The organism is Pseudomonas sp. LS_2, assembly GCF_042709235.1.
Taxonomy (GTDB): Bacteria; Pseudomonadota; Gammaproteobacteria; order Pseudomonadales; family Pseudomonadaceae; genus Aquipseudomonas.
The window spans coordinates 115,716-130,896 of sequence record NZ_JAVAYC010000006.1; the positions used below are offsets into that span (position 1 = coordinate 115,716).

A 15,181-nucleotide genomic window follows, 5' to 3' on the forward strand; every position below is an offset into this window, starting at 1 on the left:
CACTGGGTTTTCCAGGCCCGACCTGACCCAGGGAGCCCCTCATGAACCTGCACCAGTACGCCGAAACCCACGAAGTCACCAACCAGCCGCCATCGCTCGATGGCGCCAACCTGTATCGCCTCGACCAGCCCTTGCAGGAATGGTCGCGTTACTTCGGTGCCGGTTGGGCCGAGTCACGGATCGACGCCTATGGTGCGCTGGCCGGTGGCCCGCTGATGGCCGCCGGCTTCCTGGCCAATGCCCACAAGCCTACGTTCAGCAGCCATGACCGCTTTGGCCATCGCATCGACCTAGTGGAATTCCACCCTGCCTACCATGAGCTGATGCGCGCCGCCGTCGAACACGGCCTGCCCTCGCTGCCTTGGGCCGAGCCGCGCCCGGGCGCCCATGTGGCAAGGGCCTCGATGACCTACCTGCACAGCCAGGCCGAGGCCGGTACCGGCTGCCCCCTGACCATGACCTTTGCCGCCGTGCCGGCACTGCGCCTGCAGCCGGAGCTGGCGCAGTACTGGCTGCCCAAGGTCCTGGCCCGCGAGTACGACCCGCGCAACGTCGGCGACCGGCACAAGGCGGGGGTGACCCTGGGCATGGCCATGACCGAGAAACAGGGGGGCACCGACGTGCGTGCCAACACCACGCGGGCCTACCCTGTGGGAGCCCCGGGCCCAGGCCAGGCCTACGAGCTGGTGGGGCACAAGTGGTTCTGCTCGGCGCCCATGTGCGATGCCTTCCTTACCCTGGCCCAGACCGAGAAGGGCCTGAGCTGCTTCCTGTTGCCGCGCCATCGCCCGGACGACAACCGCAACCAGTTCTACATCCAGCGCCTGAAGAACAAGCTCGGCAACTGCTCCAATGCCTCCAGCGAGGTGGAGTTCCGCGGTGCCCTGGCCTGGATGATCGGCGAAGAAGGGCGCGGCGTGCCGACCATTATCGAGATGGTGGCCATGACCCGCTTCGACTGCATGGTCGGCTCCAGCGCCCTGATGCGCCAGGCCTTGACCCAGGCTGCGCACCACTGCGCGCACCGCAAGGTCGGCGGGCGCGTACTCGGCGAGCAGCCATTGATGCAGAACGTGCTCGCCGACCTGGCCCTGGAAAGCGAGGCCGCGCTGGCCTTGAGCCTGCGCATGGGCCAGGCGCTGGATCAGCTGGATGACCCGCAGCAAGCGCATTTCGCCCGCCTGGTGACGGCGGTGGGCAAGTACTGGATCTGCAAGCGCGCCCCGGCAATGATCAACGAGGCCGCCGAGTGCCTGGGCGGTGCCGGCTATGTGGAAGACAGCATCCTGCCACGGCTGTACCGCGAGGCGCCGGTCAACTCCACCTGGGAAGGCTCGGGCAACGTACAGTGCCTGGATGTGCTGCGCGCGCTGTCCAAGGAGCCGGGTGTGCTCGATGCGCTGTTCGTCGAACTGGGCGACGGCCATGGCGACCCGCGCCTGGCGGCGCATATCGGCAACCTCAAGGGCGCCTTCAGCGACACCGAGGATATCCAGTACCGCGCTCGTCAGCTGACCGAGGACATCGCCGTGGCGTTGCAGGCCAAGCTGTTGCTGGAGGCCGGTAATGCCACGGTCAGCGATGCCTTCATCGGCAGCCGCCTGGGCGGCGGCGGGCGGGTGTACGGCGCGTTGCCACGGGGTGTGGATGTGGCAGCGCTGGTGGCCCGGGCTACGCCCCTGTAACCGAGTTGGCTTCTTCGCGGGCAAGCCCACCCCTTCGAGTATCACCCTACAAGCGGTTTTACCCGCGAACTGGGCGACGCCGACCTGTGGGGGTGTAATTGCAATCGATCGCAGGCAAGATGGAAACACTGCATGACCAGAAGACAGGAAGCCCAGCGTGAGCCAAGCGTTTGTAGTCGTTGATACCCCCGAACAGGCCGTCGATCGTCTGGCGGCCCTGCACGAACAGGCCACCGAGGCCCTCAGCCAGGCCCTCAAGCGCTACCTCAAGGACCGCACCGAACCCGACCAGGACCAGCGCGCGCTGTTCCGCTACCCGGCCCTGCGCCTGACCTACTACAGCCACGGCGAGGTCGCCGCTACCACCCGCGCCTACGCCAAGGTGCAGGTGGCTGGCACCTACAGCGTCACCGTCACCCAGCCGGCGGCTTTTCGTGGCTACCTGCTGGAGCAACTGCGCCCGCTGATGGCCGACTACACCGTCACCCTCGAGGTCGGCGTCAGCGAGCAGAACATCCCGTACCCCTATGTCGTCGACCAAGGCGATGAACTGGCCGGCAGCGGCATTACCGCAGCCCAGCTGGCCCGGGTATTCCCCAGCACCGACCTGTCCGCCGCCACCGACAATATCGCCGACGGCCTGTGCGACTGGGGTAACGCCGACACCCTGCCGCTGGCGCTGTTCGATGCGGCCCGCGTGGACTTCTCGCTGCGCCGCCTGGTGCACTACACCGGCAGCGACTGGCGCCACATGCAGCCGTGGATCCTGCTGACCAACTACCACCGCTACGTCGACCAGTTCATCGGCCATGGCCTGGAGCAACTGCGCGACGACCCGCGCTTCGTGCGCATGGTGCTGCCGGGCAACGTGGTGATCGAGAAGGGCATGGACGATGGCGAGACCCAGGCCCTGGTGGCCAGCGTGGTCTGGCACCGCTACCAGATGCCGGCCTACCACCTGATCGCCGCCGATGGCGACGGCATCACCCTGGTCAACATCGGCGTTGGCCCGTCCAACGCCAAGAACATCACCGACCACCTGGCCGTGCTGCGTCCGCACTGCTGGCTGATGATCGGCCACTGCGGTGGCCTGCGCCAATCCCAGACCATCGGCGACTACGTGCTGGCCCACGCCTACATGCGTCGTGATGGCATTCTCGATCGGGTGGTACCGCCGAACATCCCGATCCCGGCGCTGGCCGAGGTTCAGCTGGCGTTGCAGGAAGCAGCGGCGCAGGTTACCGGCGAGCGTGGCGAGCAGCTTAAAAAACGCCTGCGCACCGGCACCGTGCTGACCTATGACGACCGCAACTGGGAGCTGCGCTGGGCCCAGGAACGCCCGCTGATCAACCTGTCGCGCGCCGTCGCGGTCGACATGGAGAGCGGCACCATCGCCGCGCAAGGCTACCGTCTGCGGGTGCCCTACGGCACCTTGCTGTGTGTTTCGGACAAACCGCTGCACAGCGAGATCAAGCTGCCCGGGTCGGCCAACGCCTTCTACAACCGCGCGGTCAGTCAGCACCTGAAGATCGGTATCGCCGCCCTCGACCTGTTGCGCACCGAGCTCAACTCGCTGCACTCGCGTAAACTGCGCAGCTTCGATGAGCCGCCGTTCCGCTGAGGATCCATGCCCCTGCCACCCCGCTCCAAGCCGCGTCATCCCACGGCGCGGCCAACCGGTCCGCGCCGCCCGCCGAAGGCGCCGCCGGCCGAGCCGCGCCTGATCCTGTTCAACAAACCCTTCGACGTACTGACCCAGTTCAGCGACGGCGAGGGCCGCGCGACCCTCAAGGACTACATCGATATTCCTGGCGTCTACCCGGCCGGACGGCTGGATCGCGACAGCGAAGGCCTGTTGCTGCTGACCAACGATGGTCGGTTGCAGGCGCGCATCGCCGACCCTAAGCACAAGCTGCCCAAGACCTACTGGGTGCAGGTGGAGGGTGAGCCGAGCGAGGAGCAACTGCGGTGCCTGCGTGAAGGGGTCGAGCTCAACGACGGCCCGACCTTGCCCGCCCAGGCGCGGTTGCTGGACGAGCCGCAGCTATGGCCGCGCAACCCGCCGGTGCGTTTTCGCAAGAGCGTGCCGACCGCCTGGCTGGAGTTGGTGATTCGCGAGGGGCGCAACCGCCAGGTGCGGCGCATGACTGCGGCAGTGGGGTTGCCGACCTTGCGTCTGGTGCGGGTGAGGATTGGCGACTGGGCGCTGGATGGGCTGGAGCAGGGCAGTTGGCGCGAGGTGCCGGCCAGGCTGTAGGGTGGTGCTGGCCGCGAAGAGGCCAGCAGAACCGCTACACCCCTTCAAGCATCCCCACCACCACGCTCTTGATGATAAAGGCCAGCACCCCCAGCCCCAGCACGAAGAACAGGATCAGCGTGCCGAACTTCCCGGCCTTGGACTTCTTCGCCAGGTCCCAGACGATGAAGCCCATGAAACCGATCAGCACGGTGACCAGGATGATCATCATCCACTCTTCGAATTTTGCAGGATCCATCGATGTGCTCCAGGCGTGTCAGCGCAGGTGGGTCAGGGGCATCTCGGTGCTGGCCAGCACCTGGTTGAGCACGAAGCTCGAGCGCACGCTGGTGACGCCTTCGATGCGGGTCAGGCTGCCCAGCAGCAGTTTCTGGTAATGGTCCATGTCCGGCACCACCACTTTGAGCTGGTAGTCCGCGTCCATGCCGGTGACCAGGCTGCACTCCAGCACTTGCGGCAGGTTGCGGATGGCCGCCTCGAAGGTCTCGAAGCGCTCCGGGGTGTGGCGGTCCATCCCGATCAACACGTAGGCGGTCAGGCTCAGGCCGAGCTTCTTGCGGTCGAGCAGCGCCACCTGACGTGAGATATAGCCGTCGTCTTCCAGTTGCTTGACCCGTCGCGAACAGGGGGAGGGCGAGAGGCCGATGCGCTCGGCGAGCTCCTGGTTGGAAATGCGGGCATCGCGCTGCAATTCGGCGAGGATGCTCAGGTCGTAGCGGTCGAGCTTGCTCATGGATGAAGCCTGTTCTGTTCTAATTGCGGCGAATTATCAATCCAGGGTGAAAAATTGCGCAAGTGCTATTTATCAGAGCAATCTTCGCAATCGCCTGTCGCGGCCTGTGCCGTATCTTTATCACCAGAATCACTGCCCGGACATCAGTCCACGGCGATGCGCCCCAGACGGGCGCTCGCGGCCAGCCATCCTATCGGATCCGCCTGGCCCCCGGGCGACACGGCGACCACAAGACGCCGTGAGGTGAGCCGACGCCACAAGCGTCGAGCACGGACGAATATTCCCAGAGGGAGGCCCGCGGCCTCCCTTTTTTATGTCCGCTTTTTCATACCGATGCTCGTCGGCCACGTTAGACTGCGCACAATTCCTACGCTGTTTTCTTCACCGAGAGGGTCACCATGAGGGCGCGCATCTGGCAGTTGGCAGGTGTTGGATTGTTTGGGCTGGGCATCAGCCTCGGCGCGATGGCCCAGGGGCCTGGCGATGAGCGCGGTGGCCATGGCGGCCCGCAAGACCCCGGCGCCAACGCAGCGGGCAGTTCGCCGCTGAACAGCCGCCCCGAGGTGTATCAGACCGAGCCGCCGCGCCAGGGCTACTACCAGGACATTCCCCGGCGCAACGGCGACAACCGGCACTGGCAGGCAGGCGGCCCTGGCCAACGGCCCGGCGGTGACTGGCAAGACCGTCCCGATGGGCATGGCAATGGTTGGGGGCCAGGCCCGCAGTACCGACCCGGGCATACCATCGATCGCTTCCCCGACCGCTACTGGAAGGTGCCCTATCGCGGGCGCGACTACTTCTTCTCCAATGGCTACTGGTACAGCCCGCAAGGCCCGGGCTACGTGGTGGTGCGCCCGCCCTACGGCGTGCGCGTGAACTACCTGCCGCCGTATGCGCGTGAGATCTGGATAAACAACGCCTTGTACTTCCTGGTGACGGACACCTACTACCAGTACCAGGCTGGCAGCGGCGAATACGTGGTGGTCAACCCGCCCACCGCAGCCCCCGAGCCGATCGCCCAGCAGCCTGGCAACGGCTATGACGTCATCGCCTACCCGGTGAGCGGGCAAGGCCCCGATCAGCAGGACGAAGACCGTTACCAGTGCCACCGCTGGGCAGTGAGCGAGTCCGGGTTCGACCCGGCTACAGCGACCTATGCGCCGCCGGCCAATGTGGCCAGCAACTACCGCAGGGCGCTGGGGGCTTGCCTGACTGGGCGCGGCTACAGCGTCAACTAGGCCGCCACTGACCCAACAAAACTAGACCGGATCGGCATGCACCAGCACATCCGCCCGCGGGTACCGCGCGCGGATCGCCTCCGACGCCGCCACGCATAGCCCATGGGCCTTGTGCAGCGGCAACTCCGCCGGCAGCTCCAGATGCACCTGCACGAACCACTGGCCGCCCGACACCCGCGTGCGCAAATCATGGGCGCCTTGTACGCCAGGAATCGCCAGCACCAGTTCGAGCATGCGCTCGCCGATGTCGGCGGGCAGTTCCTGGTCCATCAGGATGCCCGTACTCTCCCGGGCGATCTGCAACGCGCTCCAGAGGATGTACAGGGCGATCCCCAGTCCGAACAGCGCGTCGAGCTGCGGCCAGCCGAAGCGCGCCAGCAGCAACGCCAGCAGGATGCTGCCATTGAGCAGGAGGTCGGAGCGGTAGTGCAGCGAATCGGCGCGCACGGCGGTGGAGCCGGTGATGCGAATGACCTTGCGCTGGAAGGCCAGCAAGGCCAGGGTCAGCGCCAGCGACAGCAGCATCACGGCGATTCCGATGGCCGTGTCGCCCAAGGGTTGTGGGTTCTGCAGGCGCTCGAAAGCCTGCACCCCGATCAGCACCGCGCTCACCCCGATGAACAGCGCTTGGGCCATACCGGCCAAGGCCTCGGCCTTGCCATGGCCGAAACGATGGTCATCGTCGGCCGGGCGCAACGCATAGTGCACGGCGAGCAGGTTGAGCAGCGAGGCCACGGCATCCAGTGCCGAGTCGGTGAGCCCGGCCAGCAGGCTCACCGAGCCGCTGAACCACCAGGCCAGTGCCTTGCTCAGCACCAGCAGGCTCGCGACCGCCAGCGATGCGCGCGTGACCAGGCGCAGCAGGCGTTGATGTTCGGCCGGGGGCGTCATGCGCGGGGCAATGTCCTTGTGGCGATCAGGCAGCCGGTACCAGGCCGTAGGCGGCCAGTTGCTCGACGCTGCCGCGGTGCTGGATGAGCCGCGGGTCGTTCAGCGGCAGGCGCTGGCCCAGTTCGCTTTCGAGAATAGCCTGCAAGCGCAGGTTGTCGACCGTGCCGTCGGCCTTGATGGCGGGCTTGAGCAGCGCCGGGTCGACATGCGAGGTCAGGCCGCCAGGGTAGTAGATGGCGCCGGTGGCGAAGTCCACACCAAAGGCGATCAGGCCGGGAATCACATAGAACAGCAGGCCGACGGCGTCGAGCGCGACGATCACCGGGTCCAGCTTGCCTTCGATCTGGCCGCGTCGGTCGGGGTAGAAGATGGAGCCGCAGGCCGTCAGTTGGGTCAGCAGGGTGGCAACGAGGGCGCCACCGATGACGCGAGAAGGGATGCGCATGTGAATCTCCGGAAGGTTGCGACAGAGGGAAGGCTAAGGGCCTGCACCTGTATTTCAGACCATGATAAGGCAGGCTCGGTTCGCCGTTATACGCGGTCGATTGTTCGAGGGCCAGGGTCTGGTCATAGCCTGTCACTACTTGACGGCGATCGGCCGTCTGCACCTTGGAGGTGAATGGAAATTGATAGGCGTCGAGCCATCCGCGAGGGATGGCCCAACGGTTTCATCAGGTAGGTTTCGTGCCGGATGGTCCTTCGCCGCTCGGATTGCTCAAGGCTGGCGCCTCGCCGAGTTCCGCCAGTTCGATGTTATTGGTCGGGGCCGTGCTCTTGGGGCTAGTCGCCATGTCATGAAGCGTATTGACGAAACTGATGGTGCCTTGTGTAGGGAGCTGGGCAGCGCCACGAAGCATGTGATAGACGTTTTCCAGGTTGCGCGGCAAGCCACCGTCCGGCTGGGTGTGGGGGAGGCCTTCACGGTTTGGATCCATGATGTTGTTCAACGGTACTTGCACCCGTCGAGAGAGTTTATCCGTACCGTGCAATGCCGTGTTTTCCAAAGGGGCCGATGGGCTGTTCGAGAAGAACGGGAATAGGTTCAAGCCCGAGATGAAAAACGCCTTGACGACCTCGTGCATTTTGGCCGTCGCGTCCGCGTCTTCGCTTGCCGACGAGCTGTTCGCTACCCCATCACGCATAGCGATCCCTCCGCCTACGCCAAGGATCCGGTTGGCGTAGTCGCTGGCATTGGCCATGTTGAATGGGTTGACCTTTCCAAACGCTCCGGAAGCCGTCTCCGGCAGCAATTCGCTCCAGGTCTTGGTTTCCGCCTTGATGCGATAGGTGGGAATCTGCTCCTCTCCATGGGTTTGCACGTATTTCGCCACTGCATGACCGCCAGCCATGAAAGTACCACCCACTGCCGAGGCAATAGTGCGCGCGGCGATACCTGAAGCGTTTACCGAGGTGAATTGATTCACCGTTTCCCGCACCGCCTGGGCGGCTCCGAAGGACAGGTAGCCGGTGAAGTCACCGCTTACGGTACCAAAGTTGTTGGCGTTCTGTTTCAGTTTGAAATCGTCACGCTTCTTCTGCTGGACAGCGCCAAGTTCATTGAGTTGTTCTTCTGTGCGGATGACCTGTTTCCCATTCTCGCTAACGACCCTTAACGGCTTGGGGTATACGGCCGTCGGATCGACCTTGGCCAGGGCTCCGCCAATGGTTTTGTCGACGAACGCCTGGACAAATGGGCGAATGCCGTCGCTGATAAACTTGTGAGAGGCGCCAAGGACCGCGGAGGTCGTCGCAACGTGTGCGGTGAAGGAGGCATCCTTCATTTCCTCATCGATCGCTGCGGTGATCGCGCCGAAATGGCCGGCGGACGCAATGCCTTGAGGGATTCCCGCGTCGGCGAAGACCGCCAGGCCGGTGAAAAAGCTGGGTTGGGTCTTGAGGTCGGCGATGTGGTCCTCGCGGGCGACGTTCTTCAGGGCGATGTCCAGGCCCTCGTTAGCCTTAGTCGCCTTATCGAGCAGGGTCGGGGCTTTTTCATCGTCCTCGTCCTTTTTGATCAACTCAGCGAGTTCCGTGCGCACTGCCCGCAGCTGAACCAGTTCGTAGCGCGCATCGTCCTGCTTTGTCTTGGGCAGATCGTTGTTACCCGAGGCCTCTTGCGCAAGGGCGATACGGCTGTCCAGGAAGGTGTTCAGGCGTTCGGGCAGATCCTTCGTTATGGCCTTTATGACACCCTTGGCGTACCCACGGAAGGCAGCATGGCTGCGCTGCAGGTGCGGCAGGTCCTCATGTCCCTCGGATGTGTCGATCACTTCCTGGCACAACGAGTGGTAGGCACCGAGGGTGTCGCCTACGCGTGCGCAGTGGGCACCCCAGACCGCCGCGAAACCCCCGTCTTTTTTACGGTCTGGCGCAGGTTTTCTCAGGTAGGCGTTGAGGTCGTTCTCGAAGGCTTTGGTTTCCTCGTGCCCCGACAGCATCGGATGGGTTTTGCCGCCCAGTCCGGCCAGGTGCTGGTGCATGTCCTGGTAGCCGGTGCCGGGCGCAAAGCCCAGTGCCATGCCTTCCAGTTTCATATGCTCGCGGGCATAGCCAAGCGGATTGGCAGCAAGGTCCTGCTTGCCAAGGCTGGCGATCTGCGTCTGCAGGTCCTTGGTGTTGCTGGCCAACGCTTTTTGCGCATCCGAGCTGGGCTTGCCGGTGAAATGGTAAGGCACAAGGGGCGTGGTGGAGGGGCGGACATGCTCGGCGAGGGGATGGCTCACCGGGGTAATTGCATCCTGCTGAGCTTGCAAGGCCGCCAGGTTCTGGCTCTGGCTTACTGATAAGTCTGGCATGGTGTTTCTCCTAGAGTGACAAGGCGTTGTTGAGCCCTGAGTGACGCTTGGCGGGGGTTGGCGCCCGGGCAGGCTGGGTTGCTGGGCCATCGAGGAAATAGCCGTTGCGCCAGGCGAGCGCCATGTCGGCGATACCTCCCATGAGGCTCAGCAGGTGGTCGGCCGTCAGGTTTTCCAGCGGCATATGGCCGATCAGGATCACCAGCTCGCTGTCGCTGTTGTAGGACAGGGACGGGCAGAAGGGCCCGCTCAGCAGGTAGAGATTGGTTTCCAGCAGCCGTTGCAGGACCGCTTCGCGGTGGGCTGTCGGCAGAGCACCGAAGCTTGAGTAGATGAACACGTCACCCTCGCCCACGCTGGGTGTGTGCTTGAGGGAAAAGTCGACCTCCTTGACCGACAGGTTCGCCTGTTCGTAGAACGCGGATGGGGTAGGGATCATCGTGAGCGCGCAGAGCTCGTCGATCAGCTTGCAATAGTTAGGTGCCGCCATGATTGCCTCGTATTGTCATCCAGGCGCGACGAGCGCCTGCTGCACCTGGTGAGTGACACCGGCGGCGTTTCGGTTCCAAGGGCATTGTCATGTCGCCTGGGGTGGGAACCGCCGGACCGGGATCTGCCACCCATTGGCGCCACCTCATTCAAGGTTGATCGCCCATGCCCCGTTCACTTTCACCTTCGCCGGCCCTTCGCCTTGCCCCCAGGGGGTTGTCCATGTTGGCCATGGGGGTCCTGCTGTACGGCTGTCAGCACCTCGAACCGCAGCTGACCATCGGCGACCCGTTCGCCAACGAGCCCTACCGGTCGCAGTTGCGCTGGCGCACGCCCGCGCCGACGGACACCATCGTGCAGGTCGAAGCGCTGTCCGCCCACGGTAACGGCAGCCTGTGGGCGCGCATGCGCCAGGGGTTCTCGCTACAGGCCGACACCCGCGGCGTGGCGCGCATCGACGAGCAGCGCCGCTGGCTGATCGAGCGCCCAGGCTTTCTGACCCAGACCGGACGCGCCGGCAGCCGCTACCTGCATTTCATCGTGGGTGAGTTGAACAAGCGCAACATGCCACTGGAGCTGGCGCTGTTGCCGGCCATCGAGAGCGGTTTCAACCCGAACGCGCAATCGCCGGCCCAGGCCATGGGACTGTGGCAGTTCGTTCCGGCGACGGGGCGGCGTTACCAGTTGCAGCAGCGGGCCGGCTATGACGAGCGCCGGGATATTCCGTCCTCGACCCGCGCCGCCCTGGATTACCTGTCCTACCTGCACGACTACTTCGATGGCGACTGGCTGTTGGCGCTGGCCGCCTACAACGCCGGGGAAGGGCGCGTGCGCAGCGCTATTACGCGTAACCAGGCCCGTGGCCTGGGCACGCGCTACTGGGACCTGTCGCTGCCCCTCGAGACGCAGAACTACGTGCCGCGCTTGCTGGCACTGTCGCAGTTGGTGCATGCGCCGGCGGACTATGGCGTCGATCTGGTGCCCATCGCCGACCAGCCGTACTTCCAGATGCTCGCCCTGGCGCAGCCGGTGGACCTGGCGCACCTGGCGGCGTTGTCCGGCGTACATGAGCGGGAGTTGCGCATGCTCAACCCGGCCGAACGAGGCCGTGCCACTGGACGTTTGCTGATGCCCATGGCGGCCTCGCGCCGGTTGAGCGCGCAGCCGGACATGATCGTGCGGGCGGCGCAACCCAAGGGACCGGGTAGCGAAGAACAACGGACCGTCACGCCCGAGGCCGGCGCAGTCGCGCAGGCCGACGCGCCGCCAGGGGCGTGAACCAACGCTACAGGCAGCCCGCCGCGACGCTGGCCAGGTGTCGGCCGCGCGGGTCCATCAGCACGTAGGAACCGATCGTATTGCACGCGAAGCCGAACGAGACGCCGCGCTCAGGGTCGGCGAAACCGACGGTGCCGCCGGCACCCATGTGGCCGAACGCCTCGCTGCCCATGCCATAGCTGCCATTGGTCACGTTCGGCTGGTCGAGCATGATGCCCAGGCCAAAACGCGTCTGTGTCTGCAGCGTCGGGTCGTACTCGGCGCTGTGTTCGCGCAGCATTTCATTGAGCAACGGCGACTCCAGCAAGCGTCCGTCGAGCAGACCCGTGTAGAACCTCGCCAGGCTGCGCGCATTGCCATGCCCATTGGCGGCCGGTTGGGTCATGCGCTTCCAGCCGGGTTCATTGCTGCGGCCAAGTACCATCGGTGGGTTGGCAAAAGCCAGGGCACTCATCGCCGTCGGCGCGGTGAGCACATCCTGCAGCACCCGTGCGAAAGCTGGGTCGTCGACCTGCTCCTTGGTCCGCGCCATGTATGCACAGCGCGCCATGGTTGCTTCGTCCAGGCCGAGGTGGAAGTCCAGCCCCAGTGGTGCGGCCACCCGGCGGCAGATACTGGTGGCAGGGGGCAGGCCGTCCACGCGGCGCAGCAGTTCACCCAGGATCCAGCCGAACAGCAAGGGCGAGTAGGTCTGCCGTTCACCGGCGCCGGCCCAGGGCTGTTCGCCGGCAATCAGCTGCGCCATGGTGTCCCAGTCGTAGAGGGTTTCCGGCGCCAGCGTTGCGCGCAATGCCGGCAGCCCGGCCCGGTGGCACAGCACCTGGCGTAGGGTGATCGATGCCTTGCCGGCGTCGGCGAAATCCGGCCAGTACTGGCACAGCGGGGCGTCCAGCTCCAGGTAGCCTTCGCCCACCAGTTGCATGACCGCCACCGCAGTGAAGGGCTTGGTGCAGGAGAACAGGTTGAGCAGGGTGTCGTGCTGCCAATGGCGGTCCGGTTCGGGCCCGGCCATGCCTGCCCAGAGATCGATCACGGTGTCGCCGTCGACCTGCATGCACAGGGCGGCGCCGCGTTCGAAGGGGCTTTGCATCAGTTCGGCAAAGGCCGCCCTGACCGGCTCGAAGCGAGGCTCGCAATGGCCATGTACCACGGGTGCGCGCGTCATGTTCAGCTCCAGAAAGAGGAAAGGCTCCCTCCTGAGTGAGCGCGGCAGTGAAATCGGTTCAGAGGCTTGTCCGAGGGCGGGGTGATGGATCTTTTCTGCACGCCAGGCCACTCAAGGGCAACGATCCTGTTTCTGGAGTATGTCCATGGCGCAAGCGCGCAGCTTTGACCTCAACAGCCTCGATCTCGACAGCGATGCCTTTCGCAGTGCCGCATACCGACACTATGCGGCGCTGCGCGAAGTCGCGCCGGTGTTCCTCAGCCAGCCGCCCGGGCAGTTGCCGATCTGGTACGTCACCGGAGCGCGGGAAGTCGAGACAGTGCTGATGGACAGCGAGCGTTTCGCCCGTGACCCTGCCCGGATCAGCCCGCAGTTCGCGGCGATGATGGGCGGCGAGCAGTCCATCGCGTTTCTCAACGACCACATGCTCAACCGCGACGGCGAGCGCCATCGCCGCTTGCGTCGGCTGGTGAACAAGGCATTCACGCTCAAGGCGGTCAATGCCATGCGCCCGCGCATCGAGCAGGTCGCCGAGACCTTGCTGGACCAGGCCGGGCCGGGCGGGCACATGGACGTGGTGAGCCAATACGCATTTCCCTTGTCGATCATCGTCATTGCCGAACTGCTCGGCGTCCCCGCCCGGGACCGGGACGATTTTCGCCGCTGGTCGCACATGATCGTCCAGCAGGTCGGGCACGATTTGAGCGAGTTGCAGCGCTGCTACGACGAGTTCGCCGCGTACATGCTGGCCTTGATCGAGCAGCGCCGGGCCGAGCCCGCCGACGACCTGGTGTCCGCGCTGGTGCAGGTCGAGGAAGAGGGCAACGTGCTCAGTTGCAGCGAGCTGTGCAGCATGATCGCGCTGTTGATCATCGCCGGGCATGAAACGGCAGCGTCGATGATCGGCAATGCGGTGTACCTGCTCGTGCAACATCCCCAGGCGCTCGCCCGCTTGCGCGACACGCCAGGGTTGATGCCCAACGCTGTCGAGGAATTGCTGCGCTATGACTCGTCGGTGGAGCGCGCCATGGTCCGCTTCGTGACCCAGGATACCCAGCTGGCGGGGCAGCGCTTGCAGCGGGGCCAGTTACTGATGGCGGTGGTGGGGTCGGCCAATCGTGACGAAGCGCTGTGCCCCCATCCCGATACCCTGGACATCACTCGCCCGGCTTGCCCGCACCTGTCGTTCGGCAAAGGCATTCACCATTGCCTGGGGGCATCGCTGGCCCGGCAGGAGCTGGAGATCGCGCTGAACACCTTGCTCAAGCGCTGTCCCGGGCTGCAACTGGCGGTGGCGCCCGAGGCCGTGCGCTGGCGCTATGTCCCCAATTTCAGGGGGCCGCAGGCCTTGCCGGTGCGCTGGTCGGTGGACTGACAGCGGGTAGGTGAGGCTCGCCCGAAAACCCGGCTGGGCGAGCCGTAGCGTTACGCCAGTGCCGCGTGCGCCTCCTGCGGGTGTGCGCTGGCGGGGGGGGCGGCGTCCGATGTCAGGTGCAGCCCGTAGAGGACCACGTCGGCGCGCGTGTCGGCGAACCGGGCTATGCCTGGAAAGCGCCCCCACTGTGTCGCGCCCAGGCCTTGCACGCCGCGTTTGCTGGCTTCGTTATGCTCGATGATCCAGGCCACCAGCGTCTCGAAACCATAGCGCCTGGCCAACACCACGGCGGCTTGCCCGAGGCGAATGCCAACGCCGCTGCCCACGTGGTCGCGGCGCACATAGATCGACACCTCCCCGGTCAACCGGCAGGCCTGGGCGCCCCAGCTGAAGCGGTTGACGATCAGCCAGGCGACGACCTCGCCCCCACGTTCCAATACGTAGATCGGGTCGCCCTCCTTGACGAAGCAGTCGACGAAGAAGGTCATTTCCTTCAGGGAAAACGCTCTGAGCACAGGGGAACTGGTGCCCCCCAGAGCGCTTTCGTTGAAGATATCGGTCATCACCGGCAGGTCGTCGGACGTGTAGCGACGTACCCCATGGGGCAGGTCGGATCGGCTGTTCAAGCGATTGCTGATCATGATCGGGCTTCTCCATAGACGTTTCGCTTGAGTTGCTCGCGGGCCCGGAACAACCGCGAGCGCACGGTCCCGATGGGCACGCCCAGGCGTTCGGCGGCGTCGCGGTAGCTGCTCTCGGTGTCCACGGCGGTCCATAGCGTTTCGCGCATCTCCTTGGGTAGCGCATCCATGGCCGACAGCGTGCGGTCCAGCAGCCGGTGGTTGTCGCACAGCTCGCTCAGGTCGGTGTCGTCGCAGGCTTCCAGGAACTCGCTCTCATCGAAGGTGCTCAGTGGCGGCTGCGCGTAGTAGCGGCGGAAGTGGTTGCGGATCAGGTTCAGGGCGATCCCGCACAGCCAGGTGTCCGGCTTTGCCAGGCCCTTGAATTTCTCCTGGTTGCGCCAGGCCTCCAGGTACGTGAGCTGAATAAGATCGTCGGCGTCGTCCTGGTTGAGCACTCGCTTTTGCACGAACAGGCGCAGCTTGCGCTCCCCGCCAAACGTCATGCTGGGCGAGGGAGTTTGCGGGGGTGAAACAAGGTTCAAGCTGGTCATCGATGAATCTCTCTGAATAGGTGTGTTGAGCCGACCGGATGTCGACAACCCCTATCAGCAGGACCTGTGCCAAACCGATTTAATGATCTATCTAGTTGATA

At 64.8% G+C, this 15,181-nt stretch carries 15 protein-coding genes; 6 read left to right on the top strand and 9 right to left on the bottom strand.

What is annotated here, in order from left to right; genetic code table 11:
• Positions 1 to 41: 41 nt before the first annotated feature.
• The 3 genes from RAC97_RS07830 (at position 42) to RAC97_RS07840 (ending at position 3,942) form a co-directional block, all read left to right on the top strand.
• Entirely contained in the window at positions 42 to 1,685 is a 1,644-nt protein-coding gene (locus tag RAC97_RS07830; RefSeq protein WP_375099243.1) for an acyl-CoA dehydrogenase family protein, read from the top strand.
• Positions 1,686 to 1,842: 157 nt separating this feature from the next.
• Positions 1,843 to 3,306, top strand: a complete 1,464-nt coding sequence (amn, locus tag RAC97_RS07835) for an AMP nucleosidase (protein ID WP_375099244.1) — start codon at positions 1,843 to 1,845, stop codon at positions 3,304 to 3,306.
• A gap of 6 nt (positions 3,307 to 3,312) precedes the next feature.
• On the top strand, positions 3,313 to 3,942 hold the full coding sequence (locus RAC97_RS07840; protein ID WP_375099245.1) for a pseudouridine synthase: 630 nt from the start codon (positions 3,313 to 3,315) through the stop codon (positions 3,940 to 3,942).
• A 34-nt stretch (positions 3,943 to 3,976) separates the two neighbouring features.
• On the opposite strand, the gene RAC97_RS07845 is transcribed toward RAC97_RS07840, so the two are convergent.
• Together RAC97_RS07845 and RAC97_RS07850 are read right to left on the bottom strand one after the other, a co-directional pair.
• Positions 3,977 to 4,180, bottom strand: a complete 204-nt coding sequence (locus RAC97_RS07845) for a DUF2788 domain-containing protein (protein WP_375099246.1) — start codon at positions 4,178 to 4,180, stop codon at positions 3,977 to 3,979.
• Between the two features lie 18 nt (positions 4,181 to 4,198).
• The gene (locus RAC97_RS07850; RefSeq protein ID WP_016712159.1) at positions 4,199 to 4,675 is read right to left on the bottom strand and encodes an Lrp/AsnC family transcriptional regulator; all 477 of its coding nucleotides are present in this window, start codon (positions 4,673 to 4,675) and stop codon (positions 4,199 to 4,201) included.
• 398 nt (positions 4,676 to 5,073) lie between these two features.
• Between RAC97_RS07850 and RAC97_RS07855 the strand changes: the two genes are divergently transcribed.
• On the top strand, positions 5,074 to 5,913 hold the full coding sequence (locus RAC97_RS07855; protein ID WP_375099247.1) for a DUF6515 family protein: 840 nt from the start codon (positions 5,074 to 5,076) through the stop codon (positions 5,911 to 5,913).
• 21 nt (positions 5,914 to 5,934) lie between these two features.
• Here the strand turns inward: RAC97_RS07855 and RAC97_RS07860 are convergent, their stop codons facing one another.
• The 4 genes from RAC97_RS07860 to RAC97_RS07875 all read right to left on the bottom strand — a co-directional run bounded on the left by RAC97_RS07860 (position 5,935) and on the right by RAC97_RS07875 (position 10,089).
• Positions 5,935 to 6,804 carry a cation diffusion facilitator family transporter gene (locus RAC97_RS07860; RefSeq protein ID WP_375099248.1) on the bottom strand — a complete coding sequence of 290 codons (870 nt, stop codon included), beginning with the start codon at positions 6,802 to 6,804 and terminating at the stop codon, positions 5,935 to 5,937.
• A 25-nt stretch (positions 6,805 to 6,829) separates the two neighbouring features.
• On the bottom strand, positions 6,830 to 7,249 hold the full coding sequence (locus RAC97_RS07865; RefSeq protein ID WP_375099249.1) for a polyribonucleotide nucleotidyltransferase: 420 nt from the start codon (positions 7,247 to 7,249) through the stop codon (positions 6,830 to 6,832).
• A gap of 226 nt (positions 7,250 to 7,475) precedes the next feature.
• Positions 7,476 to 9,599, bottom strand: a complete 2,124-nt coding sequence (locus tag RAC97_RS07870) for a type III effector (RefSeq protein WP_375099250.1) — start codon at positions 9,597 to 9,599, stop codon at positions 7,476 to 7,478.
• 10 nt (positions 9,600 to 9,609) lie between these two features.
• Positions 9,610 to 10,089 (bottom strand): CesT family type III secretion system chaperone, encoded by a 480-nt coding sequence (locus RAC97_RS07875; protein WP_375099251.1) that lies wholly within the window; start codon positions 10,087 to 10,089, stop codon positions 9,610 to 9,612.
• 221 nt (positions 10,090 to 10,310) lie between these two features.
• On the opposite strand from RAC97_RS07875, the gene RAC97_RS07880 reads away from it, so the two are divergent.
• Positions 10,311 to 11,366, top strand: coding sequence for a transglycosylase SLT domain-containing protein (locus RAC97_RS07880; protein WP_375099252.1), 1,056 nt, complete (start codon positions 10,311 to 10,313; stop codon positions 11,364 to 11,366).
• Positions 11,367 to 11,373: 7 nt separating this feature from the next.
• Here the strand turns inward: RAC97_RS07880 and RAC97_RS07885 are convergent, their stop codons facing one another.
• On the bottom strand, positions 11,374 to 12,531 hold the full coding sequence (locus RAC97_RS07885) for a serine hydrolase domain-containing protein (protein WP_375099253.1): 1,158 nt from the start codon (positions 12,529 to 12,531) through the stop codon (positions 11,374 to 11,376).
• Positions 12,532 to 12,676: 145 nt separating this feature from the next.
• Here RAC97_RS07885 and RAC97_RS07890 point away from each other — a divergent pair, with 145 nt between their 5' ends.
• Positions 12,677 to 13,906: a cytochrome P450 gene (locus RAC97_RS07890; RefSeq protein ID WP_375099254.1), complete on the top strand. Its 1,230-nt coding sequence runs from the start codon at positions 12,677 to 12,679 to the stop codon at positions 13,904 to 13,906.
• A gap of 50 nt (positions 13,907 to 13,956) precedes the next feature.
• On the opposite strand, the gene RAC97_RS07895 is transcribed toward RAC97_RS07890, so the two are convergent.
• Together RAC97_RS07895 and RAC97_RS07900 are read right to left on the bottom strand one after the other, a co-directional pair.
• On the bottom strand, positions 13,957 to 14,547 hold the full coding sequence (locus RAC97_RS07895) for a GNAT family N-acetyltransferase (RefSeq protein ID WP_375099255.1): 591 nt from the start codon (positions 14,545 to 14,547) through the stop codon (positions 13,957 to 13,959).
• Positions 14,544 to 15,080, bottom strand: coding sequence for an RNA polymerase sigma factor (locus tag RAC97_RS07900; RefSeq protein WP_375099256.1), 537 nt, complete (start codon positions 15,078 to 15,080; stop codon positions 14,544 to 14,546). Before RAC97_RS07900 ends, RAC97_RS07895 begins: the two co-directional genes overlap by 4 nt.
• Positions 15,081 to 15,181: the final 101 nt, after the last annotated feature.